32 protein-coding genes are annotated in these 23,726 nt (G+C 37.6%); 7 read left to right on the plus strand and 25 right to left on the minus strand.

All coding sequences use genetic code 11. The features are described 5' to 3' along the window. From QNH20_RS16540 to QNH20_RS16570, 7 genes are all read right to left on the minus strand, one after another. Positions 1-432, minus strand: coding sequence for a DUF669 domain-containing protein (locus QNH20_RS16540; protein WP_283919077.1), 432 nt, complete (start codon positions 430-432; stop codon positions 1-3). Further along, on the minus strand, positions 433-1,365 hold the full coding sequence (locus tag QNH20_RS16545; protein WP_283919078.1) for an AAA family ATPase: 933 nt from the start codon (positions 1,363-1,365) through the stop codon (positions 433-435). Between the two features lie 2 nt (positions 1,366-1,367). Continuing rightward, complete coding sequence (locus tag QNH20_RS16550; protein WP_283919079.1) at positions 1,368-1,916, minus strand: host-nuclease inhibitor Gam family protein; 549 nt, start codon at positions 1,914-1,916, stop codon at positions 1,368-1,370. After that, entirely contained in the window at positions 1,894-2,091 is a 198-nt protein-coding gene (locus QNH20_RS16555; protein WP_283919080.1) for a hypothetical protein, read from the minus strand. Before QNH20_RS16555 ends, QNH20_RS16550 begins: the two co-directional genes overlap by 23 nt. Before the next feature lie 188 nt (positions 2,092-2,279). Next, positions 2,280-2,591 (minus strand): hypothetical protein, encoded by a 312-nt coding sequence (locus QNH20_RS16560; RefSeq protein WP_283919081.1) that lies wholly within the window; start codon positions 2,589-2,591, stop codon positions 2,280-2,282. A 129-nt stretch (positions 2,592-2,720) separates the two neighbouring features. Then, positions 2,721-2,909, minus strand: coding sequence for a helix-turn-helix transcriptional regulator (locus QNH20_RS16565; RefSeq protein ID WP_283919082.1), 189 nt, complete (start codon positions 2,907-2,909; stop codon positions 2,721-2,723). A gap of 115 nt (positions 2,910-3,024) precedes the next feature. After that, a complete protein-coding gene (locus QNH20_RS16570; protein WP_283919083.1) occupies positions 3,025-3,240 on the minus strand; it encodes an XRE family transcriptional regulator in 216 nt (71 codons plus the stop codon). 205 nt (positions 3,241-3,445) lie between these two features. Between QNH20_RS16570 and QNH20_RS16575 the strand changes: the two genes are divergently transcribed. Both QNH20_RS16575 and QNH20_RS16580 read left to right on the plus strand, forming a co-directional pair. Further along, entirely contained in the window at positions 3,446-4,120 is a 675-nt protein-coding gene (locus QNH20_RS16575; protein ID WP_283919084.1) for an XRE family transcriptional regulator, read from the plus strand. Positions 4,121-4,221: 101 nt separating this feature from the next. Further along, entirely contained in the window at positions 4,222-5,370 is a 1,149-nt protein-coding gene (locus QNH20_RS16580; protein ID WP_283919085.1) for a tyrosine-type recombinase/integrase, read from the plus strand. Positions 5,371-5,443: 73 nt separating this feature from the next. On the opposite strand, the gene deoD is transcribed toward QNH20_RS16580, so the two are convergent. Beyond that, positions 5,444-6,145 (minus strand): purine-nucleoside phosphorylase, encoded by a 702-nt coding sequence (gene deoD, locus QNH20_RS16585; protein WP_283919086.1) that lies wholly within the window; start codon positions 6,143-6,145, stop codon positions 5,444-5,446. Between the two features lie 152 nt (positions 6,146-6,297). On the opposite strand from deoD, the gene QNH20_RS16590 reads away from it, so the two are divergent. Further along, on the plus strand, positions 6,298-6,426 hold the full coding sequence (locus QNH20_RS16590) for a hypothetical protein (RefSeq protein ID WP_283919087.1): 129 nt from the start codon (positions 6,298-6,300) through the stop codon (positions 6,424-6,426). A 53-nt stretch (positions 6,427-6,479) separates the two neighbouring features. On the opposite strand, the gene QNH20_RS16595 is transcribed toward QNH20_RS16590, so the two are convergent. From QNH20_RS16595 to QNH20_RS16605, 3 genes are all read right to left on the minus strand, one after another. After that, a complete protein-coding gene (locus QNH20_RS16595; RefSeq protein ID WP_283919088.1) occupies positions 6,480-6,791 on the minus strand; it encodes a YodL domain-containing protein in 312 nt (103 codons plus the stop codon). Positions 6,792-6,893: 102 nt separating this feature from the next. Beyond that, complete coding sequence (locus QNH20_RS16600; RefSeq protein ID WP_283919089.1) at positions 6,894-7,664, minus strand: sporulation protein; 771 nt, start codon at positions 7,662-7,664, stop codon at positions 6,894-6,896. A 191-nt stretch (positions 7,665-7,855) separates the two neighbouring features. Continuing rightward, positions 7,856-8,029 (minus strand): YozD family protein, encoded by a 174-nt coding sequence (locus QNH20_RS16605; protein ID WP_283919090.1) that lies wholly within the window; start codon positions 8,027-8,029, stop codon positions 7,856-7,858. Positions 8,030-8,220: 191 nt separating this feature from the next. On the opposite strand from QNH20_RS16605, the gene QNH20_RS16610 reads away from it, so the two are divergent. Then, positions 8,221-8,388 (plus strand): hypothetical protein, encoded by a 168-nt coding sequence (locus tag QNH20_RS16610; protein ID WP_283919091.1) that lies wholly within the window; start codon positions 8,221-8,223, stop codon positions 8,386-8,388. Here QNH20_RS16610 and QNH20_RS16615 read toward each other — a convergent pair whose 3' ends face one another. From QNH20_RS16615 to QNH20_RS16660, 10 genes are all read right to left on the minus strand, one after another. Further along, the gene (locus QNH20_RS16615; protein WP_283919092.1) at positions 8,389-9,084 is read right to left on the minus strand and encodes a hypothetical protein; all 696 of its coding nucleotides are present in this window, start codon (positions 9,082-9,084) and stop codon (positions 8,389-8,391) included. Positions 9,085-9,220: 136 nt separating this feature from the next. Then, entirely contained in the window at positions 9,221-9,442 is a 222-nt protein-coding gene (locus QNH20_RS16620; protein WP_283919093.1) for a YozE family protein, read from the minus strand. A 107-nt stretch (positions 9,443-9,549) separates the two neighbouring features. Continuing rightward, complete coding sequence (locus tag QNH20_RS16625; protein ID WP_283919094.1) at positions 9,550-9,834, minus strand: YokU family protein; 285 nt, start codon at positions 9,832-9,834, stop codon at positions 9,550-9,552. 13 nt (positions 9,835-9,847) lie between these two features. After that, a complete protein-coding gene (kamA, locus tag QNH20_RS16630) occupies positions 9,848-11,287 on the minus strand; it encodes a lysine 2,3-aminomutase (protein ID WP_283919095.1) in 1,440 nt (479 codons plus the stop codon). A gap of 144 nt (positions 11,288-11,431) precedes the next feature. Beyond that, entirely contained in the window at positions 11,432-12,793 is a 1,362-nt protein-coding gene (locus QNH20_RS16635; protein ID WP_283923435.1) for a sigma-54 interaction domain-containing protein, read from the minus strand. A 97-nt stretch (positions 12,794-12,890) separates the two neighbouring features. Further along, the gene (ablB, locus tag QNH20_RS16640; protein ID WP_283919096.1) at positions 12,891-13,745 is read right to left on the minus strand and encodes a putative beta-lysine N-acetyltransferase; all 855 of its coding nucleotides are present in this window, start codon (positions 13,743-13,745) and stop codon (positions 12,891-12,893) included. Positions 13,746-13,872: 127 nt separating this feature from the next. After that, positions 13,873-15,141 carry a peptidase gene (locus tag QNH20_RS16645; protein WP_283919097.1) on the minus strand — a complete coding sequence of 423 codons (1,269 nt, stop codon included), beginning with the start codon at positions 15,139-15,141 and terminating at the stop codon, positions 13,873-13,875. 29 nt (positions 15,142-15,170) lie between these two features. After that, positions 15,171-15,836 carry a 3-oxoacid CoA-transferase subunit B gene (locus tag QNH20_RS16650; RefSeq protein WP_283919098.1) on the minus strand — a complete coding sequence of 222 codons (666 nt, stop codon included), beginning with the start codon at positions 15,834-15,836 and terminating at the stop codon, positions 15,171-15,173. Beyond that, positions 15,821-16,513, minus strand: a complete 693-nt coding sequence (locus tag QNH20_RS16655; RefSeq protein WP_283919099.1) for a CoA transferase subunit A — start codon at positions 16,511-16,513, stop codon at positions 15,821-15,823. The genes QNH20_RS16650 and QNH20_RS16655 overlap by 16 nt, the downstream gene beginning before the upstream one ends. Then, positions 16,514-17,869, minus strand: coding sequence for an aspartate aminotransferase family protein (locus tag QNH20_RS16660; RefSeq protein WP_283919100.1), 1,356 nt, complete (start codon positions 17,867-17,869; stop codon positions 16,514-16,516). 185 nt (positions 17,870-18,054) lie between these two features. On the opposite strand from QNH20_RS16660, the gene QNH20_RS16665 reads away from it, so the two are divergent. Beyond that, positions 18,055-19,416 (plus strand): TrkH family potassium uptake protein, encoded by a 1,362-nt coding sequence (locus QNH20_RS16665; protein ID WP_283919101.1) that lies wholly within the window; start codon positions 18,055-18,057, stop codon positions 19,414-19,416. A 152-nt stretch (positions 19,417-19,568) separates the two neighbouring features. On the opposite strand, the gene QNH20_RS27105 is transcribed toward QNH20_RS16665, so the two are convergent. Beyond that, positions 19,569-19,754 (minus strand): YjcZ family sporulation protein, encoded by a 186-nt coding sequence (locus tag QNH20_RS27105; protein WP_481857983.1) that lies wholly within the window; start codon positions 19,752-19,754, stop codon positions 19,569-19,571. 118 nt (positions 19,755-19,872) lie between these two features. Between QNH20_RS27105 and QNH20_RS16675 the strand changes: the two genes are divergently transcribed. Further along, positions 19,873-20,469 carry a DUF502 domain-containing protein gene (locus tag QNH20_RS16675; RefSeq protein WP_283919102.1) on the plus strand — a complete coding sequence of 199 codons (597 nt, stop codon included), beginning with the start codon at positions 19,873-19,875 and terminating at the stop codon, positions 20,467-20,469. 23 nt (positions 20,470-20,492) lie between these two features. Here the strand turns inward: QNH20_RS16675 and msrB are convergent, their stop codons facing one another. The 3 genes from msrB to rsgA all read right to left on the minus strand — a co-directional run bounded on the left by msrB (position 20,493) and on the right by rsgA (position 22,638). Beyond that, complete coding sequence (gene msrB, locus QNH20_RS16680) at positions 20,493-20,924, minus strand: peptide-methionine (R)-S-oxide reductase MsrB (RefSeq protein WP_283919103.1); 432 nt, start codon at positions 20,922-20,924, stop codon at positions 20,493-20,495. Continuing rightward, positions 20,914-21,405 (minus strand): peptide-methionine (S)-S-oxide reductase MsrA, encoded by a 492-nt coding sequence (gene msrA / locus QNH20_RS16685; RefSeq protein WP_481858106.1) that lies wholly within the window; start codon positions 21,403-21,405, stop codon positions 20,914-20,916. Before msrA ends, msrB begins: the two co-directional genes overlap by 11 nt. Before the next feature lie 165 nt (positions 21,406-21,570). Then, on the minus strand, positions 21,571-22,638 hold the full coding sequence (gene rsgA, locus QNH20_RS16690) for a ribosome small subunit-dependent GTPase A (RefSeq protein WP_283919105.1): 1,068 nt from the start codon (positions 22,636-22,638) through the stop codon (positions 21,571-21,573). Between the two features lie 334 nt (positions 22,639-22,972). Between rsgA and QNH20_RS16695 the strand changes: the two genes are divergently transcribed. After that, positions 22,973-23,725, plus strand: coding sequence for a DUF4397 domain-containing protein (locus QNH20_RS16695; protein WP_283919106.1), 753 nt, complete (start codon positions 22,973-22,975; stop codon positions 23,723-23,725). Position 23,726 lies beyond the last annotated feature (1 nt).

Genomic DNA, 23,726 nt, shown 5'->3' on the forward strand with positions numbered 1-23,726 from the left:
TCAGAACGGAACATCATCATCACTAATTGTGATACCTGATGGCGCGCTAGCTTCAGACACTTTAAAACCATTTACTTGAGGATTTTTCTTACCGTTATACTCACGTTCACCGACTACTAATCGAAGAGGCTTATTTAAGAAAGCATCAGCCCATTCTTTGTAGCTGTTGAATGACATGCCATCTGGAAATTGCGCTGCTTTGGAAGCTTGCTGAAATCTCCATTCTGTATTATCCGAAACTACAAAGTTATCAAAAAGAATCTTTTGACCTTGGCAAGGTTGATCCACATCGGAACGGATTTCATAATCTACTACAACCATGTTCTTTCCCGTACTAGATTTCTTCAATTCATAATTAATAACTGTTACTTCATATTCACCCGGCTTAATTGGTTCGAACCCGTCACCTTTTGAATGATCTACTTTAAACATTTATTTTTCCTCCTTAGTTTTGAAAACTTGTAATCTATCTAATGCGGCATTTAAATATTTCAAATTGAATTCTTCCAACCTTTGATTTGATTTGAATTCAATTTCACCTAGCATTTTTGCAGCATCATCACTGGAATTAACAATATTTTTAATCTGATTAATTAAGTTATCTTTTTCTTTGGCCTGTTCAGCTTTAACATCAATACCAAGCTCCAGCCATTTATAAATTGCTGCACCATGCTCAGACTTGATTAGTTCACCATTTTCATTTAGTAAGTTTGAATTATCCTTTGTTGGGATAGCATTATGACTTTGCTCCATTCGAAGCACAATCATAAATTCATATTCCAGGTCATCCTTTTGAATTGGCTTAAGTCCCAGCTTGCGAATCTGCAGCTTATCATTATCATCACGTTCTGCCTGATATTCTTGTTTGGCTCTTAGTGTCGCGATAATATGAACATCATTTTCTGTAAGAGATTTTATGAAGTCTTTAATGATCGGCTTCATTGTTTTCCAATCTTGAAAACGGCCACCTAAATCCTGCTGCTGATCAAGTATTCCCCCAATACCTTCCCAAGCATGTGAAAGGCTATCGGCAATAATGACCTCACAACCATCTTTTTTTAAGAGCTCAATCGCTTCGTGATATCTCACTGTGGAATAAGGAGCATCAAATTCTATGTGCTTAAAACGGCCAATCTTGTAACCTTTAACAGTATTGTCAGCGTAAAGAAGTGCCCTCTTATGCTCGGTATCAATAACACCGATTTTCTTCCACAAATCTTCATCTGACATATCCGGATAAGCTTCCTTCATCATTCCATAAGCTAGGAGGAGAGAAGTAAATGTTTTCCCTCCGCCACTTGCTCCGAATAATGCTATGCAGGCTTTTAATTTTTCACGTTGCGCTAACGTGATTTGAAAACTCATTTTTAAACCTCCACACTATAAGAAATTGATTCAGGCTTAACAGTCATACCAGGAACAAGTTGTCCATTTTCATCAACTACTACCTTGTGGCCTGCTACTTCCACAATTTTGACTGCCTTTTTGAAATCAGCCCATTTAAGACTGTTCTTGATGTAATCATCCATGCCATTTTCAATGACGTGCTGTAGGATTGCTGCTTCATCTGCTTTATCTGGAGCTTCCTTAGTTTTACGAGATTTAGATTTACCATAAGGAGTACTGATAGTTTTTGCCTTTGGATCTGCTACAAGCTGCTTTGCATGGTAAATAGAAATCATATTCTCGAAGAATTCAAGACTACTAGAGATTGTGGACAGTTCTCCACGCTCCCATTCAGCAATGCGATCACGTTCAACCTCTGCCAGCTGTTTGATTTCCTTTTCTTTTGACTTAAGAGCAGACATTTTACGGAATGCCCAATTTAGGCTGTTAATGTCTGTGATTTCAAATTTGATATCCTGGGACTGGATTTCTTCAACTTCCATTAGTTCAATCTGTTGTAACGAGTTCATTATTTTTTTCCTCCCTTAGTACAAAATCAAGATATTCATATGTCTCCACTAGATCATCGAATAAATTGCTGCCACCAATTACTTTATGATATTGCTCAAGCATTTTATAAAACGGATCCAACTTATCGCACTGTGGACTGAAAACAGTACGGCTTTTCGAATCAAAATATGGCATTATTTATACCTCCATTTGATTTTTACGAGGCGATTCATATAAAATAAAATTAGGTTTATGTATGAATCACCTTTACACAAGACTCGTGTTGCAGCACGGGTCTTATTTTTCTTGGACTGTCATTGTTAACCATTGCTTTGGTTTTATCCGCATATGCTTCACCTCCTTTAAAATGGATCTAAAACATATCAGCAATTGATTCCTTTGATTTGGACATTAAAAGATTCAAGCACTTCTTCAATTACTTCCCTTGCAAGTCCATTATCACTATAAAATTTATATAGATTTAACACCTTATCCTCTGGACTTGGTTCTAACTCATACCCGACGTACAATGATGTGCAGACAGTATCCAAATCTAAATCATTTAATGGTGCTCTTTTACCCTCCCACAAGTTTTGAGCGTGCCATTGAACTACATTAGCTTTATCCCTACCGTTAACTTCAAGTGCACTTTCCAAAGCTTCAATTTCTTCTTTTGATAACAAAACTTTTGTCATTGTTTTTTCCTCCTTTTTTACAAATAAATCTATTATTCTATCTGTTCTTTTAAAAAAACTAATATTTCAACACAATATTTCGACATTTTTTGAACAAAAAAATAAGGGTGTTTTTCTTCAATTTTTTGATTATTCACTTGTTCCTTTACCAATCCAGGCATCAATTTCATCTAAATCAAAAATTACAACTCTTGGTGCAGGTCTAGAAAAAGGAATATTATTTGTTTTCATTAGACGGAATACAGTTGATTCACTTATAGGGCAATCTATTGAGTTGAGATAATCACAAACTCTCTTAACCCCTCTAACTTTCCTCATCAAAAGCTCTCATCTTCTTTCTCAAACTTCGACATATTTGTGACAAAAAAGTTGAGGCTTACACCTCAGATTTCATCAAATTTTCTTTTTTCATATTCATTTAATTAAACCCACTTTAAGTTTCTAAAATATATCCATCTGGTTCGAAGAGATATTCAAGTGGAAGATCAGGAAAGAAAGTTTCTTTAATCTTTAAAGCTTCATCTAGATAAAATCTATACTTACCATTTGTTTTATCAACTAGTGTTGAATAACGCATTTTTAATAAATCAGCCATTTCCTTTTTACTGATATCTTTTCTAGCCATTTCAGCTAACAGATTTCTATACATGAGATCACCTCCTTCACTAGTTACGATTCATCGTAAGTTACAAGTTCATATTATACTACAGTTCGTAAGTCGTCAACTACTTTTTGGAAATAAATTACGACAAATAGTAAATAATATATTTACAGTCGTAATTACGAATGTTATATTATATTCATAGTTACGATTTTTCGTAATTGGAACGCTATTTAAGGAGGTGAAGTTAATAATGAATAGAGGAGAATACCTGTCAAAGTTAATTGAAGAGAAGAATTATACTGTAATGAGCTTATCAAAGGAATCTGGGGTACCTTATACAACTATTAGATCTATGATTGAACGTAATTTAAATAACGCTTCAATTGATAACGTAATTAAAATTTGTAGAGTATTGGGAGTTAGTGTGGAGTCTTTAAATAAACCTGAAGACTTTCCTGACATAGTGAAAGAAAACCCGGCCAAATACAATGATTCTCCAAAATTGGACTTACCCATATTTGGCAATATCGCAGCAGGTGCTCTGTCGACCGTAGAAGGTGTTACAAAAAGCACTGTTGAGTACATGAGCATACCCAGGAAAATTTTAGGAAAGCACTCGTATTGCAAAGATCTTTTTGTGATGAGAGTTAACGGAGATAGTATGAATAAAATTATACCTGACGGTTCATTTGTTATTGCTAAACAGATTGACTGTGATGAAGTGAAGGATGATGATATCGTCATTTTTAGCCATGACGGTGATTTTAGTATGAAACGTGTTAGGATAATTGAAGAAGATCAGGTATTGATTTTCAGCCCTGATTCTACAAATAGAAAGTTTCGGGATATTGAAATTCCATATGATACACAAAATGACCTTAAAATTTATGCTAAAGTCATTTGGTATTCAGTCATCTTAGATTAATATTCTGGCCAGGATATTAAATAGAGCAGCTTTTCTTCACGAGAATATGCTGCTCTTACTATATAGAAGTTATTGAGGATGAATTAAAGGGGTGATTTAATATGGCTTCTTTTACAGAATTGGGGAACGACAAATATAAAATTTTTGTTGAACTTGGTTATGACGAGAAGGGGAAGCGAAATAGGAGAACAAAAACTGTAACAGCTAAAAGTGAAAGGGCACTAAAAAAAGCCATTACTGAATTTGAAATTGAAGTACGCAAAGAACAGAATCCATCAAAAGATGGTAATGTTACATTTGAAAACTTTGTGAAACAATGGATGGATGTATACGTCAAAGTTAAATTATCCGTTAAAAGCAAAAGTACTTATGAAAGCTATTTAAACAATGGGGTTCTCGAATCATTAGGTAAATTAAAAATGACAAAGATTAAAGCTTTCCATATAGATGTATTTTTTAAAGAACAAATGGAACTAAATCAAAAAAGTCTAAAAGGAAAATATGTTATGTTAAAAAGCATATTTTCTAAGGCTGTAAAATGGGAAGTAATTAAAGAAAATCCAATGAGAAATGTAGATCGCCCGGAGGTTCCAAAAAAGAATAGAGAAATACAATTTTATGATGAAGAACAATTGAAACTCTTGTTAACCGTGTTAGATAAAGTTAGGCCAAAACCTCGTATTGAATTGAAGCTAGCTGTGCTTGTCGGATTACGAATGACAGAAATTGCAGGTATTCGATTGGAGAATATTAATTATAACGATAATACAATCTTAATCGATAAAACATTGCAATATGATAAAGATACAAAAAGATTCTTTCTTGGTCCTACCAAAACAAAACGTTCAAGAATAGTGAATGTTCCAAATAAGTTTATGAAGGAAATAAAAGAATACGCCAATAAGCAAAAAAAATTAAAATTAGCATCTGGATCTGCGTGGACTCCTATGTTAGATGATGATAAAGAACCTGTAAATTTACTATTTACCAAAGACAATGGTTTTCCAACTCATCCTGACGGTTTGACTAGAAGATGGAGAGACATCGTATCCAGATTTAACTTACCACCATTAAACCTTCATGGTTTACGTCATACTTATGCTTCGTATGCACTCAGTAAAGGGGTAAATTTTAAAATAATCCAAGAACAACTAGGCCATTCGGATATTAAGCAAACGTTAAACACGTATAGTCACTTAACTAAAAACGATAAAGAAAAAGCAAGTGACGCATTCAATGCAATTTTATAAATAGTCACTTTTTGGTCACTTGCTTATTTTTCTATAAATCAGTGAAGACTAAAAAACCTTTATAAATAAAGATTTATTTGATTGCAGCTTCTAATGCTACTTCAATCATATCGTTAAAGGTTAATTGCCGTTCTTTAGCTGTGGTTTCTTCTCCTGTTAGGATGTGGTCACTAACAGTTAAAACTGAAAGGGCTTTCCGGCCAAATTTCGCTGCCAACGTATAAAGAGCAGCTGTTTCCATTTCAATTGCGAGAATCTGATATTTAGCCCATTTTTCAAGTTCAGCATTATCGTTATAGAAAGAATCTGCAGTGAAGACATTGCCTACTTTTAAATTAAGACCTTTAGCGACCCCTGCATCATATGCGTTTTTGAGTAAATCAAAGTTGGCAGCTGGTGCAAAATCAACGTGTCCAAAGGTAAGACGGTTCATGTTTGAGTCTGTAGAGCTGGTCATCGCTAAAATCACATCACGGACTTTTACATCCTTTTGGATTGCTCCACAGGTTCCAACGCGAATCAAATTTTGAACATTATAACTTTGCATTAATTCATTTACATAAATCGAAATAGATGGAACTCCCATTCCTGTCCCTTGAACAGAAATTCTATTTCCTTTATATGTTCCAGTAAAACCAAACATGTTTCGAACTTCGTTATAACATTTAACATCCTCTAAAAATGTCTCTGCAATATATTTTGCTCGAAGTGGATCCCCAGGAAGCAATACCGTCTCCGCAATTTCATTTTCTTTTGCACCAATATGTACGCTCATTAAATAACCTCCAATCAAAAGTTAGCACAAAATGATAGTCTGTACCATAGTCACTATAACATAAACGATTTTTATTGAAAAACGTTTCTCAAAAATGGACATTATTTTTTAAAATTGTGGGAAGCTATTTCTAAATAAAAGGAGGGGTATTGATGGGAAAAAAGCATCGAAGCCGGATTAATGGGAAAAAGAAAAATAATCATATTCCTGCAGAGGCCATTGTCGCAGAACATGAAGCACATGTAAAAGAGCATATTGCAACTGGCGGAAGAAAAAGATGATTGTGATAAAGTGAAATATCAAACCGCGGGGGTTATTCCATCCCCCACGGTTATCAGAGAAGCATGATTCGGTTTATTGGGTACCAACCCCCGGGTTTTAATTGATAATAATATTGACCCGAACGACCTTCGTCAATTAAAATAATGTCCCCTGTTGTGAGAAATCTCCCTTTATAATTTGCCGGAATTCTATCGGTCACATTAAAGCGGCTAAAGGTTTCCTTTAAACAATGTTGACGGTTATTCGCGGGAATATTTGTTCGATAAACCTCTTTATAGCCCTTATATTCACGGTACTTTGGAGTTTGAAAGATCGTCACATCATATTGAATACATGCTCTTTTTGATAATACTCTGATCATCATATCCCTCCAATTATCAGAATTAATTTTCTATTCTAATAATTAGCGATGGACATTGTCGAATCCTCCATAGAAACCGCACTATTTTTGTCGATTTTCAATTTTTTATGAATATCTTTGAATCACACTTTGAATTTTTTGCTGTATATATGGGATATCAGCATTTATGACAGATAATCTTACATTTGTTTCATCTGCCCCCAATGCCTCTGAGAACAATCCAGATAATCCTCTTGCACGCCGATCCACTTGGAACATAATATCGAGTGAGCCATTTCCTGCAGGGAAGAAAACAACTTCTAATTCATCTAATCTGCCGCGGAACGGACCTGATGTCGGTACAAACTCAAATTCTTGAACAAATGGCAGCCGAGCCCGTAAGCGTCTTGGAGCTTCCTCACAATCTGCTTCGCGAATTCTAAAGCCAAGGCTGTCAATAGCATTAAACACAGCAGACATTAAGGGATTAGGCACAACTTTTAGATAGTCTTTATCACTTGGATCCATACCGCCTTTAATATCTAAGCCAGTTGTAACCCAAACTTTGGAGCGGCCAATCGATAGCGGGGTATCAAATGGAAGTTGAAAAGAAAATGGAATTTCCTTTTTTTCATTTGCCCTTATGGTGAATGGAGTCGTTAAACGAAAACGGTCGATGGCAGCCGTTACGGTATACTTTCGATCATCGGATTCTCTTAAATAGGTGGTATTTAAGGTAAGATAAATCTCGTCAACCTGCTGCTCTACCTTGCCGCCTTTTATTTCTACTACACCCTGAACATTCTCACCCGGCATGTACGTATCCTTTTCGAGCTTAGTATCCACCGCAGCAGATCCGATTCCTACACTTGCAAATACTTTGTTAAAAAATGACATGTTTTCTCCTCCTCAATTGAACATACTTATTGCTTCACATTATATACGAAGAAAAAATATAAAGGTTTCGCTAGATTTATGTAAAAACAAATGAAAATTTTATCAAACAAAAAGCGAGCAGCAAATGCTCGTCTTTCGTGTTCATCTATATAATTGGATGAGGCTTTACTCCTCTCCTTTTTTGATTATTATTATTCATCTTGTACCTCTTCATCGATAATGCTCTTTTCGATCAAATATTCGAAGGTTATGTCTGCGATTTCTTCCAATTCCTCTTCGCTAGGAACGTATCCCCTTTTTACAAGCTCATGAAAGAAAAATTCTGCAATTTCTTCTGTATCAATAAAAACTTCAATTTCTCTCATAGCATCGCCCCCTTTTTAGAGAATGTATGATGTACATGACTTTTTCATGCTATTTACTTTGATTTGCCATTTCCAATTGATTTATCCAGTATAAATGTACGATTTTAAAAGTGATTTTATCAAAAGCAAACATGTCTTTTTTTAATTGGACAAGCATAGGATGTAAATAAAGAAACCTATGAGGTGATCAAATGTCAAATGTACAATTGAAGTTAGAAGCTTTTATAGAAGATGTTAACTGTGAGGATGGTTTAACCGTTGGATTATTTGCAAAAATTACTGACACAATGTTTTTTTTCATTAAATGGGCAGGAATTCCGTTTGTTCTATATTTATTTTTTCTAATTTTAAGGTGGTAGCTATACATGACTTTTCCCATCATTACTTCCTAGACTTTCTAATTTTCTGAGAATCACCCGCATTACTTGATAGTATTCTTGATCTTGAAACATTTCATATAGAATACGGTAATCATTAAATATGTCCAATAGATTATCAATTAGTTCTTTTTTTTCTTTTTTTCGTTCAATTTCTTCATATTCTGATTTCCTATTCATGTTCTGAAATTTAGGTTTTTTTTCTGTTTTCTCTTGCTTGTTGACTAAGTATAGAAGACCTAGTTTTTGGATGAACGTATCAGCACTCTCAGCATCAGCAACTAGTGTCAATTCCTCCTCACCAGCTTCAAGCCATTCCCCATCACTAACTCGTGAAAGCTCATAAATGACATCTTCCCAGGCATCCTCTTTGTAGCGCCAAATTTCTGTTCGAAAGCCAACTATTTTAAATAAATCAGCACCATAACCACTAACTTGAACTAGATCTCCGAAAAAAAACTTATATTCAATATCAATCTGTTCTTGATCCATTACTGTGCCATCATATTCTGAAAGTAATTGCAGGGCTTCTTCAATGAATAACCCATCACTCTTATTTACTTCATAAACATACTTACCTTCTAGCCATTTTATATCGGTGACCTTACCTACTGTTCCATAAATTGTAATCACAACTGTATCCCCGATTTGATACTTCGATTTTTTTCTTTTTGCCATGTCCTCCCATCCCCTCAATTGGATTAGTCTGAATATTATTTACAATAGTATATGCATGGCAATCGATATCGCTCACGAGATTTATAAAATGAAAAAATCGCCTCCCATTAGAAGACGATTACATTGTCTGCGATAATCAACTTTCCGAATTTATATATTGCTGCCAGGCTTCATCAAAAACAGTCATTGATTCTAAATAATGGCCATTTAGTTCCAGATATGAACTCAATTCATGGTAATCCTCCGCTGTTTTCGGAAAACCATGATCCAAATAAGCATGGTTAGCAAACGAGCTTATCTCATCCTTTGGGGCTGGATGTCTGTATTTCATTAGAAAATGATAAAATGATTTTCTCATATTTGAATACCCTTCTAATTATATATATGAAATACTATAGCGGATTCTGCCGATATCGTCCAGAAATACAAAAGGATTCAACAGCCCTTGTATTCAAGCTGCTATCTTTATGAGGAAAAATCAAAATAATTCTTTTTCAATAATCTAGGTATTCTCATTAATTCTTCAAAGGCAATCACTTTCCCGATTTGTTTGCAATCAATCAAAAATAAATGATTCTCGATTTCTTTTACAATGACTTCGGTTTGATAAACCATGTTACAATCAGCACAGCGATATGTGGGGGTTGCCGCGATTTCAATCGCCCTCGAGCCGTCCGGTAATTCCCAGAAAACAGAGTCTGAGGTTCGCACTACATTTGTGCTGTTGCACCATTCACATTCAATTTTCACGTTTCCTCGCCTCCTATTCGCTAATCGGCTCTGCTGTATTTCCGGCGACTTTCGTAATTTGATTATCCTTTTCCTTCTCAGTCAATGCTTTAAATTTCTTTTCCTTTAATTCATCTCGCTTACTCCGCTTATCCTTTAACGATGTATGTGTAGGATCTTGATTGTAATCATTACGACGATCAAGTCTTGTAATACCTTCCGGAACAAGATTAAAATGTTGATCATTCATTATTCCAGCAATACCGGCAAGCGACCTTTTCTCTTCCATATCAGGATAAATTTCTTGAAAATAACCTTCTGCTCTGCCCGGTACATAGTTTTCAGGTTCCGGATAGGATGTTATAACACCTTCAAAGTTACGGAGAACCACCTTTTCTGGGCTTTGGGAAATTAAGTAGTTCGGCTGCAGGGCAATTTTCCCGCCGCCGCCAGGAGCATCGACGACAAAGGTTGGCACAGCATACCCACTGGTATGTCCGCGAAGTCCCTCGATAATTTCGAGTCCTTTGGAAACAGGTGCCCGGAAATGACCAATTCCTTCCGAAAGATCGCATTGATAAATATAGTATGGGCGGACACGTATTTTGACGAGATCATGCATAAGCCGTTTCATGATTGGGACACTGTCGTTAATTCCTGCTAGTATAACAGACTGATTACCAACCGGAACTCCAGCATTTGCTAGCATTTCACATGCCCTTTTTGAGTCTTCTGTAATTTCGATGGAAGTATTAAAATGAGTATTCAGCCACACAGGATGGTACTTTTTCAAAATATTGCAGAGGTTTTCTGTGATTCTCTGCGGGAACACAACAGGTGCCCTTGTCCCGATCCGTATGATTTCTACATGGTCAATTTCTCGTAAATTTTTTAAGATATATTCCAAAATATTATCGTTGATTAATAGCCCATCACCGCCGGAAATTAACACATCACGAACCTTCGGTGTTTGTTTGATGTAGGATATCGCAGCATCTAGTTGTTTCTTAGGCACCCCCATCCCTATTTGCCCGGAGAAGCGTCTTCTTGTACAATAGCGGCAATACATCGAGCATTGATTTGTAACAAGAAACAGGACACGGTCAGGATATCGATGCGTCAGCCCTGGTACAGGAGAATCCTCATCTTCATATAATGGGTCTTCAAGGTCATATTTCGTTTTATAAATTTCCTTTGAAATCGGCACGGATTGCATTCTGATTGGACACCTTGGATCATCAGGATTCATTAAAGAAGCATAGTATGGAGTAATATTTAATGGAATCGTTTTCGTAGAGATCCTTACCCCTTCTTCTTCATCTGGAGTTAAGTTAATAACTTTTTTTAGGTCATCTATCGTACGGATTGTATTGGTTAATTGCCAGAGCCAATCGTTCCACTGCTCTTCTGTAACATCTTTCCAAAGCTCTATATCCTTCCAATGCCTTTTAGGTTTAAATAAAAATTGCTTCATGATCATTCCCCCTATGCTCACTTTACTAAATAATTTATGCAAGAATCATGCCAACTACAAAAATACCGTAATAATCACATTTGAATGAAAATTCTTATTTTTCAGCTTTTAAAAAAATAAAATAACCGCCGAAAATTCGGCGGTTTACTCCATCATTTTTTTCATTTTATACTGTAATGTCTGCCTTGGAATCTCTAAAAGCTTTGCTGCTTGGTTAATATTCCCTGCGCTTTGGTCAAGGGCATTCATAATTAACTTCTTCTCAACTAATTCAAGATTTTTTCTTAATGATAGACCTCGATGAGGAGTACTTTTTCCTTTTGACGTGGCAGGCTGCTGCCTAAGCATAATTGGCAAATCTTCATACCTCAACCATTTTTCCTCGCAAACATTCATCATATATTCAACCGTATGTTTAAGTTCCCGGACATTCCCCGGCCATTGATAGTCGATAAAGAAACTCTCAAGCTTCTTTTCTACACCTTGTATACTCTTTTTAAGTTTTCTATTAAATTCTTGAATAAAATAATCAGTTAAATACAAAATATCCTCAGTCCGTTTCCTTAATGGCAGGAGTGAAAACGTGAATACATTTAAGCGATAATAAAGGTCGGAGCGCAGCTTCTTTTCTTGAAGAGCAATGGTTGGGTGCACATTCATCGCGGCGATGACACGTACATCCACGGAACTATTATTCGAGCCTCCAATCCTTCTTACCATCCCATCCTCTAAAACCCTTAAAAGCTTCGCCTGCAGTTCAATCGGCATTGTATGTAGTTCATCGAGAAATAGGGTACCACCGTCGGCAAGTTCAAATAGCCCTTTGCGATCGACTGCCCCAGTATAACTGCCTTTGGCGGTGCCAAAAAGGATACTTTCCAGCAAGGTTTCTGGTATAGCTGCACAGTTTTGGACAATAAATGCACCGCCTGAACGGAGTGATTCATTATGAATGCCTTGAACAAATAATTCCTTTCCCGTTCCAGACTCTCCATAAACAAGAATAGGAGAATCTGATTTTGCCAGCTTCCGCGCTTCGTCTATCATACCAATAAATTCAGAGTTAACCGTCATTAAATCATTAAAAGTATAGTTTACTTGCTTCAAAACCCTTTTTTTTCTGCTTTTATTGATGCTTTTTTGTAAATCTAATAATCTTTCTGCCAGCAGTTTCATGCGTGAATAGTCTTTCGCAATTTCTACGGCCCCGATTATTTTTTCTCCCAGAAAGATCGGGAGTGTGGTATTGATAGTATCAATTCTTGTCCCATGTATATTCAGGTAAACCTGTGTTTGATTGTAAATAGGCTTCCCTGTATTAATTACCTTTAAAAGCGTACTGGACTCTTCTGTCAGAGAGGGGAATGCATCAATTAAATGATTTCCCTGCACTTCCTTCACATCCATACCATCATGCTTTGCTGCTACTTCATTATAAAAAATCGTTCTTCCTTCTGTATTTACCACATGGATTCCTTCATCAATACTCTTTAGAATGGCTGTCATAACTTCTTGCGTTAAATCTGTTAAGTGTACCAATTTATTCACCTGCCCTTCTGGCCGTAATGTAGGTGCCGAAAAATTGGCTTCTTAAGCCGAAATTTTAGCAGATTGCCAGATTCTTTACCCACATATTCATATTTTCGAGCTTGTCATAAATATAACAATTATTCATAAGCCTTCCCCGATACGAATAACCAAGTTGAAATAAAACGGCATTCATCCCGAAGGATAACGACCTCGCAATGGAATATGCACAAAAGATTCCATTGCGTTTCAATTCACGTTCAAGCTCTTGAAGAATAATCTTCATGAGTCCATATTTCCTATGTTCTGTTAATGTTGCACAATCCGTTAATTCGGCATTTTTATAAAAAACATTAATTTCAGCAGAGGCTGCACTGACAATTTTCCCCTGATAAAAAAAGACATAATAGATCGTCCCCTCCTGAATCGTCTTTTTTACATATTCCGCATCATGCAATGGGGTAGGATAAATTTGAAATACGTGGCTATATAATGCAGAAAGCTCCTCAGCACAGCTCTCATCCGCCTTTTTTATTTGGTATTCCTTTGGTGGGAATGTTTTTTCCACTGTTGTGTCCAATTGATAAATGCTATGAATCATTCCGTCTTCGGTAATCCAATGATCATTCCGCTTTCGGTCTGGAGTATAGAATTTTGAAAAAAAGTGTGCATCTGAGCCAAGAAAATAACGGTCAACCACCGCTTCTGACTGAAAGCCTTTTTCGATAAAAAAGAGAAAATCTTCGCTCCGTCCTTTAATGATTAATTTTTCCGCATGATGCTGAAGAACGAGCTCCTCCGCTTTTTCTAATAGTAATCTTGTATTCCCACGATAATCATCAACCCGAATTCTATTATTAAAAGGATCAAGATACACTTCGAGGAAATAGCTGCTTTCCTGCAAGCAAATGGTGGATGCTGTTTTATTCATTTAGGTCACTCCCTACATACAATAATCTCACTCAAGGCATTTTGAAAAAAGTCTGGCCTAGAATTAAGCCAGACGATTCCGCTGTAAATCTATCATTATATCTTACTGTTAAAAATAGTTAATTCTCCTACTCATCTACTTCACACCAGTTCAATAGTGTTAAGGCAATGATTTCACTTGCTGTAAACATATCTTCGAGATTGATATGCTCATTGGCATCATGAGCCGTTTCGGTAATACCAGGACCGAAAACTACAACAGGAGTATTTCCTACTACGGAAAGAATTCCACCATCTGTTCCCCATGGACTTGCTTCAATAACAGGGTTCTCCCCCTTCACTTCTACAAAACTTTTAGTTAGTTCCTTTATCAATGGATGATCACTTTCAAGACTTCCTGGCAGCCACCTACCGCCAAACCATTCAATCTTTAGGGGATTTTCACGCAGCCATTCATCTTGCTGATTTAATTCACGCAGGCAATTTTCCATTTCATGCTGTGCCGATTGAATCGTTTCATCCGGCGATACTCCCATTCTTCCTTCGATGATGGCGGTGTCAGGCACCGAAGAAGGCCATTCGCCACTTGTAATCTTTCCGATGTTAATCGGAATAGGAATAGGGATTTTTTCAAAGAGAGGATCTGATATCTTGGCATTTCTATTTTTCTCAACCTGTTGTAAGCCTTGAATCACTAGAAGAGATTTCTCGATGGCACTAATACCCTCATATCTAGTTCCACCGTGTGCCGCCTTCCCAGTCACGGTGATCCGAAACCACATGGAACCCTGTTGCTTTGGGAATACTTTCATATTTGTCGGCTCTGGAATGATAGCCCCGTCTGCATGATATCCCCTTAAAACAGCTGCAAGAGTACCAGCCCCACCGCTTTCTTCTTCAATAACACTTTGAAAAATAACATCCCCTTTTAACTTAATTCCATTTTCAATCAACGATTCGATTGCCATGAGGAGTGCCACATTCCCGCCTTTCATATCGGTTGCGCCTCTGCCATACAGCTTGCCGCACTCAATCAATCCGCTAAACGGGTCATGACTCCAGCTCGATTCTTCCCCAACTGGGACGACATCGATGTGGCCGTTTAAAATGATTGACTTTCCGCCGCCTGACCCTTTTAACACTGCTACTAAATTGGGATTCCCTTCGAAACTTTGACGGTCACAGCAATAAGCTGGATGTTTCTTTAATTCTTCACCATCAAGTTCCCAAATATCAAGTTCTAGCCCAAGCTGACGACATTTTTCAATTACAATCGCTTGTGTACTGCTTTCATTTCCTCTCGTGCTATTTTCACGTACAAGGATTTGTAACAGTCTTGCCCCTCGAGCGCGATTCTCCTTTAGCCAATGCTTAATTTTGCTTTCATTTTTGTTCAAATGATTCACTCCCCCAGGCAGATTTTTGCTTAGTACGGGATATTCCGAACAGTTTTACTTATTTTAAATTCACATCCGGTTTTATTGACTACATACTCTAAATTGAATGGTGAAAACAGCTCTGTCAAAAGCAGGCCATCTTCGGATACCCTGAAAACAGCTAAGTCAGTGACAAGAAGATCGACACAACGGGCTGATGTTAATGGTAATGTGCAGGATGGAACTATTTTCGGGTTGCCATGTTTGTCACAATGGTTCATTACAACAATGACTTTTTTTGCTTTTTGCGCAAGCTCCATCGCACCTCCCATCCCCGGAACCTTTTTCCCCGGAACAATCCAATTTGCAAGGTCGCCATATTGACTGACCTGCAATGAACCTAAAATGGTGATATCAACTCTCCCTCTACGGATCATTCCGAAAGCAATGGCGCTGTCACAATAAGAACCACCCATGTTGAGTGTGACAGGAAATCCACCGGCATTACATAAATTTTCATCTTCTTCCCCTTTTGCAGGACTCGGCCCCATCCCGGTAATCCCGTTTTCAGCATGAAACATCACCATAGTTTCCTTTGACAAATGGTTCGGAACAAGTGAAGGAATACCGATACCAAGGTTTACCACCATTCCATTTTGAATTTCCTCCGCTGCCCTTTTCGCCATTTGGTTGCGAACGTCTACTTCCATGCCCATTTCCAATTCACCCCCTTAGTAGGAATCACATAATCAACGAACACTCCCGGAGTAATGATTTCATCAGGGTCCAGACTGCCCATTGGAACAATTTCTTCTACCTCCGCAATTGTTATTTCCCCTGCCATTGCAACAAGTGGATTGGTATTACGGGCACTTTTGTCAAATATTAAATTGCCGTACATATCTGCCTTTTTCGCAAAGACAATCGAAACTTCTGCTGTTAAGGCAGTTTCAACGAGATAATTTTTCCCATCGATAGCAAATAGCGGTTTATTTTTCGATACCATTTCGTTATCTATCCCGATATCGGATAAGATCGCTGGCAGACCCACACCCCCAGCACGTATCCTTTCCGCCAAAATTCCCTGTGGTGAAAACTCTACTTCAAGCCTTCCGTCATTCATGAGCTGTCCTGCAATCGGATTAGAGCCAATATGCGAGGCAATAACCTTCTTGGCTAGTCCCTGGCTGACTATTTTCCCGATGCCAATGTGAGGGAAACCTGTATCGTTTCCTATCAAGATCAGATCATGTACGCCTTTTTCCAAAATCCCATCAATTAATGTCGGGGGAGAACCGACCCCGCCAAATCCACCAAACATTAGTGTCATGCCATCATGAAAAAATTCCATGACCGCTTCTAAGGTTGTTATTTTTCCGAATGAATTTTCCATTTAGATATCACCAACTGTTCCTATATTTATTTGGTTTGAAAAGGCCGCGAATGTTTCTTTTAATAATAATACAAGATTCTCAATCTCTCTTTTTGTGATTGTTAATGGCGGAGAGACGATAATGGCATCACCATTAACCCCATCAATCCCGGCACCAGCAGGGTAAACGAGGAGTCCTTTTTCCTTGGCAAGTGCAATAACTTTTTGAGTAATCAAGGCCTCTCTTGGAAATGGTGTTTTCAATTCACAATCCTCGACAAATTCAATACCGAGGAGCAATCCTTTGCCGCGTACATCACCTATAAATGAATATTGTCCTTTTAGTTTTTCAAGTTGATTTTTCAAATAAACTCCCTTACATTCTACCTCTTTTATAATCTCGTTCTTTTCTAAGTATTCGAGAACAGCTAATGACACCGCACATGATTGGGGATTCGCACTTAATGTATGCCCGCTCATCACTGACTTTGTTCCGGCCAAGATCGGTGCCATGACCTTTTCACTTGCAACCGCAGCAGCAATGGGCGCATATCCAGCTCCCATCCCTTTACCAAATGCTACAATATCCGGAATGACATCCCATTGCTCACATGCAAGTACCGTTCCCGTCCGGCCAAAACCAGTCATGACTTCATCGGCAATAAAGAGAATATCATTGTCCTCGCAGATTTTTTTTATGGTTTTATAATAATCCTTTGGTGGTGCAATCGCACCGCCTGCAGCCCCGATAACAGGTTCAACGATAAAGGCAGCGATTTGGTCAGCCCCAATCCTCTTGATTGCAGTTTTCAATTCATTGGCACACATGTAGCCACAGGATGGTGCCTCCTGATTATACGGACACCTGTAGCAATATGGCGGGTTGATAACTGGAAAATCCTCTAAGAGTGGAACAAACCTAGCCCTTCTTCCGGTATGCCCGGACATTGAAAGCGCTCCCAATGTTATGCCATGATAACTTACCCATCTTGATAACACCTTTGTCTTTGTTTGAATCCCTTGTTCCTGCCAATATTGAATCGCCATTTTCATCGCAGTCTCTGTCGCTTCTGAGCCGCTGTTCACAAAAAAACTCCAATTTAGTTCTCCAGGTGTCCAATCAGCAATTTTTTTCGCCAGCTTTTCAGCAGCTTCACTTGTAAATTGAGATCGATACACAAATGAGACTTTTTTAGCCTGTTCCTGCATCGCTTCAATGATTTCGGCTACACCATGACCGATATTGGCTGTGACAGCGCCTGAAGCGGCATCAAGGTATTTTTTACCTTCCAGATCAAATAAGTAGATTCCTTTACCATAATCAATGACCGGGTATATTTCATCGAGCACGGGTTTGATTAGAAACGATTTTTCCATAGGACACCACTTTCTTTTTCAAAATAAGTCGGTACATACTTCATTGTATGAATCAGTTTTTCATTCTATCATCTCATTTGAAAGGGTTATGACGAAGAATTAAAAACGGATTCTTATGAAACTCTCTTTTACTTTTAGGCATGGGTATAATAGAATTACAGTAGATAACAGAAGGAAAAGGTCAAATGAACACAATTAAAAAACTTAAATTAAAAACTAAACAACTATCGACTATACAATTAATCGTTATTTTTTATTTGTCTGCATTAATCGTTTCTACACTTTTATTAAAAATTCCTCTTGCACATCGAGAAAATGTTTCTTTAAGTTTTATTGATGCTATGTTTACCTCTGCCAGCGCCATTAGTGTAACAGGATTAAGCGTCATTTCGTTAAATGATACATTCAGTAACTTTGGAATCTTTCTTTTATGCTTAATTCTTCAATTAGGCGGACTCGGGGTCATGTCTTTAAGTACTTTCCTCTGGATTATGCTAGGTAAAAAGGTGGGGTTGAAAGAAAGGCAGCTGCTTATGATTGACCAAAATCAGTCCAATTTAGCGGGATTGGTACAGCTGGCAAAACGAATATTCATTATTTTTGTTTCCTTTGAATTAATAGGTGGAATAATTTTAGGTTTTTGGTTCATGAATTATTACGGTAGTCCTTTAACTGCTTTTAAACATGGATTTTTCGCTTCCATTAGTGCAACAACTAATGCTGGGTTTGATATCACCGGAGAGTCACTTAGTCCATTCAGCCATGACTACTTTGTTCAAACGATAGTAATTATTTTAATGATTGTTGGAGCAATTGGATTTCCAGTTATAGTGGAAATTTATGAATTCTTTTTATGTATGATCAAGAAGAAAAGATTTCATTTTACCTTGTTTACGAAATTAACAACATTAACGTTTGTTATCCTAACTGTAATAGGCGCACTATTTATTTTTCTTCTTGACAGTAATAACTTTTTTGTTAATAAGGAATGGCATGAATCATTTTTTTACTCCCTATTTCATTCAGCGACAACTAAAAGTGCTGGATTAGCAACAATGAATATTAATGAGTTTACTCCCAGTAACCAGCTGTTCCTGTCGATTTTAATGTTTATTGGCGGCTCACCTAGCAGTGCAAGCGGTGGAATTAGAACAACCACTTTTGCCATCGTTATTTTAGCGATTATTTTTTATGCCCAAGGAAAAAGCTCTATCAAAATATTTAGACGTGAACTTCATAAGGAAGACGTTCTAAAATCATTTATTGTGCTCACAACTGCAGCATTTCTTTGTTTAAGTTCGATTTTAGTTCTATCGATCACAGAGCAAGGGACATTAATTGAGGTCATTTTTGAAGTATCTTCTGCTTTCGGAACAAATGGATTATCGATGGGGTTAACACCTAGATTAACGACATTTGGCAAGATTCTTATCATCATTTTAATGTTTATCGGAAGGGTTGGTATTGTAACCTGCTTATTTATGTTACGCGGCAAAGGAAGTAAAGAGAAATTCAATTATCCAAAAGAAAAGGTAACAATCGGATAAGATCATTATTGATATTGGGGACTTGGAAACAAGAATTCCCCATTTTTTTTATTTTATCAAATTAACCAACTAGCTGTAAAAAATGAACACGCAACTTTAATAAGAAAAAAGGCTGAATCCCGAACAAATTCTCGAGAGTCAGCCTTTTTTTATCAAAAGTTCCAACTTGCACCGATTATAATAAGCAAAATAAACAGGACAACGATTAACGCAAAGCCGCCAAAGCCAAAACCACAGCATCCTCCTACAGGGTATGCCGGATAACAGCCTCCTCCTACAGGGTATGCCGGATAACCACAGGCGCCATCAAATCCATATCCTCCAAATCCTCCATACATACACAATCACTCCTCAATAATTTGTATCTTATCCATGTTACATTATGTACTAGATACTTGACCTGTATGTGCATTCGCCTATATTATGAGAGACAATGATAAATTTGTAGGTGATAAGATGAAATCAGTTTTCAAGAGTTTTATTAATGGCATTTTAACGATTGTGCCGATTATTCTTGTGATTTATGTTATTTATAAAACGTTTCTATTTTTGGACGGCTTGTTAGGCAACTCGCTGAAGCCTTACTTAAGAGAAGATTACATACCTGGAATCGGCTTATTGACGACCATTATTTTAATTACCCTTTTAGGCTGGCTGTCTACAAAATATGTAACGGGAAAAATGGTTAAACTAATTGATCGACTGCTTGAAAATATTCCAGTGGTTAAAACGATTTATTCGGTTATTAAGGATACGGTTCAATCCTTCCTTGGCGATAAGAAATCATTTTCCAAGGTGGCATTGGTTGTGATTCCAGGAACTGAAATGCGCAGTATCGGTTTTATTACTTCGGAGCAATTGGAGGATTTTTATAGTCCTCTAAAGGATCATGTTGCTGTCTATATCCCACAAACATTCCAGGTGGCTGGATTTACATTTTTAATTCCAAAGAATCAAGTGGAAATAATCGAGGTTAAGGCCGAGGATGCGATGAAGTTTGTCCTTTCAGGGGGGATGACATCTACATCAAAACAGAAGGGGAAAAATACATAATAAAAAGCCGCGGATTGCGGCTTTTACTTTTTTTCAAACAACTTCGTAAATTCCCCATAACCTTTTTCTTCAAGCTCCTCATTCGGTATAAACCGTAACGCAGCGGAATTGATACAATAACGTAAGCCTGTCGGTTCTGGACCGTCATTAAATACATGACCTAAATGGGAATCCGCGGTTTTACTTCGAACCTCTGTCCGCACCATAAAATGACTATTATCTTCTTTTTCCAACACTTCATTGTCTTCAATTGGTTTCGTAAAGCTTGGCCAGCCACAGCCTGCATCAAATTTATCAAGCGAGCTAAATAACGGCTTCCCTGAAACGATATCCACATAAATACCGTCTCTTGTATCATTCCAATATTCATTTCGAAACGGCGGCTCTGTCCCATTATTTTGCGTTACTTCATACTGAATTGGCGTTAATTCTTTTTTCAAATCCTTATTTTGCATTTTTGTCCCCCCAATGCCTCTCAATAAAACCTGCTCTACCTGACCCTATATGATAGGACTGATAGTGAGCCCGATTTTTCTTATAGTAGTACTGATGGTAATCTTCAGCCGGATAAAATGTCTGCGCCGGCAAAATTGGTGTTACAATCGGTCTGTTAAACCGGCCGCTTTCTTGTAATGTTTTCTTTGATTCTTCGGCAAGCTTTTTTTGTGTTTCATCATGGTAGAAAATCGCAGTTTGATACGATTGACCTCGGTCATAAAATTGCCCGCCGGGATCGGTAGGGTCAATTTGCTGCCAATATAGCTCTAATAATTTTTCATACGGGAAAACGTCCGGATGATAAGCTATTTGTACGGCTTCATAATGTCCGGTAGTATCTGAGCAAACCTGTTGATAGGTCGGGTTTTCTACTATTCCCCCTGTATAACCTGACAAAACACTAATAATCCCCGGCAGTTCATCAAACGGCTTCACCATACACCAGAAACAGCCGCCGGCAAATGTTGCTAATTGATGTTTCTCTTCCACGTTCCCACCCCTTTTCATCATATTAAAAGTATACAGAAGATTTACTTAAAAATAAAATCTAGCACTTAAAATAAAATAAGCCGAACCAGTCCCTGCTGGCTCGGCAATTTTATCTTATCGACTTTTCCGCTGCTTCATTTGTTTATTTATATTTTTCCAGTGCTTTCGTACCTCTGCCTGTGCACGTTTATCGGCTTTTCGTTCAATAAACGCCAGTTCTTTTTGCAGTTTGTTGTAGCTATTTAATCGTTCTAAAGCAACAAAACCCTCTTCAATCGCCTTTACCACGGCGCAGCCCGGCTCATCCTTATGCTGACAATCGCGGAACCGGCACTGTGAAGCAAGTTCTTGAATTTCCGAAAAGGTCTCGGTTAAACCCTCTGAACTTTCCCATAGCTGCAATTCCCTCATCCCAGGGGTATCAATTAAGATACTGCCATTGGGCAAGACAATCATTTCTCTGTGGGTTGTCGTATGTCTCCCCTTAGCATCATCCTCGCGAATATCTTGCACCAATTGCTTTTCTTCCCCTAATAATCGATTCGTTAAGGTTGATTTCCCTACCCCAGATGACCCAAGAAGGGCAATAGTTTTGCCTGGCTGCAAAAAGGGGTCTAATTTTTCAAATCCACTCATGGTCTCAGAACTGATCGGAATAACGGGTACACCACCATAGGCAATTGCTTCCACTTCGGCCAACTTCACCATTATATCTTGACAAAGGTCTGCTTTACTTAACACAATGACAGGGTTTGCACCGCTTTCCCATGTCAATAAAAGATAGCGTTCAATTCTTCTTAAATTTAGGTCCTCATTTAATGAGTTTACCAGAAAAACGGTATCAACGTTTGCGGCAACAATTTGCTCCTCAGCGGTGGCACCCGCTGATTTTCTTGAAAACTTACTATTACGCGGCAAGACAGCTAAAATGGTTCCCTTTCCTTCATCGAACCTTGGTTTCAAGCAGACCCAATCACCAACAGCAGGAAAATCCTCACGGGAGTGAGCTTGAAAGCTAAACTTACCCGAAACCTCAGATAACAATTCACCCTGTTCCGTCCAAACCCGATACATACGCTTGTGTTCGAGGGCCACGCGGCCAATAATCAAATCTTCACTTGTTTTAACTTTATCAAAATCATATTTAACTTTTTCAGTTAAGCCAATTGTTTCTAATTTCATCCTTATTCCTCCAGCGAACTTTATTTTTAAAAAAAATAAAAAACCATAGGCACACACAGCCCATGGTTATATTCGCATCGTCAAATAAGGGTATAAAGCAGGTCCCTAAACGGAAAATATTTGGGCTGTGCAAACAATATTCAACTCACAGAATGTTCTCATCGTTTCAATTAACATTGCACGTCACCCACTTTCAAAGTTATTTATTTATAGTATATGCAATATTTATCCACTTGTAAACAAAAATTCCAATTTTCGCAAATCGGAAGATAGACACCTACCTAGTTCAAATTGAATAAATTATGGTGTAATCCACTAGTAAGGAGTTGATAAAATGTCCGAGACAAGAAACCAAGCTGATTATCTTCAAAAAGCTGCCATGTATGATTTGTTAGCGCAATATTATAAATACACAAACCCGAACCATCACATGCATTTCTATTTAAAACATTTTAAATACATGAATAAAGCGATGAACATAATGCGTACAAATTCCAAAATAAAGCATGGAGAAGCAAAAGTCCGCCTGCTTCACACCTCCCATGATGCCCCCAATGTAGATATGTATATAAATGGAAAACGAGTAATAACGGATCTGCCATTTAAACATGTAAGTCAAGTACTTTCATTAAATCCTGGTAAATACCATGTTGATATTTACCCAGCCGGAAACATGGTTGATAGTGTTTTAAATAAAAAAATAACAGTTGAGGCAGGAAAGTCGTACACGCTGACAACAATTGATACTGTCAAAAAGATGCGCCTGCTTATTTATTTGAACCAACCGGAGGTTCCTTTAAATGAAGCAAAGGTTCGCTTTATCCACTTATCACCAGATACCCCGCCGCTTGATATTGCCGTGAAGGATCGCGATGTTATTTTTCCTAAGGTTTCATATAAACAAGCAACTGAATATTTAGGATTAACACCAATGACAGTAGACCTTGAGGTTAGGATGTCAGGCAGTAAAGAGATTGTCTTACCGATGTCAAAAGTACAGTTTAAAACAAATGATAGTTATACCATTGTATTTCTCGGGTTATCAAAAGGCACACCAGGATTTCAATTTATCAGCATCAAAAATTGAA

Origin of the sequence: Neobacillus sp. WH10 (assembly GCF_030123405.1) — a bacterium.
In the GTDB taxonomy this organism is placed as follows: domain Bacteria; phylum Bacillota; class Bacilli; order Bacillales; family Cytobacillaceae; genus Neobacillus.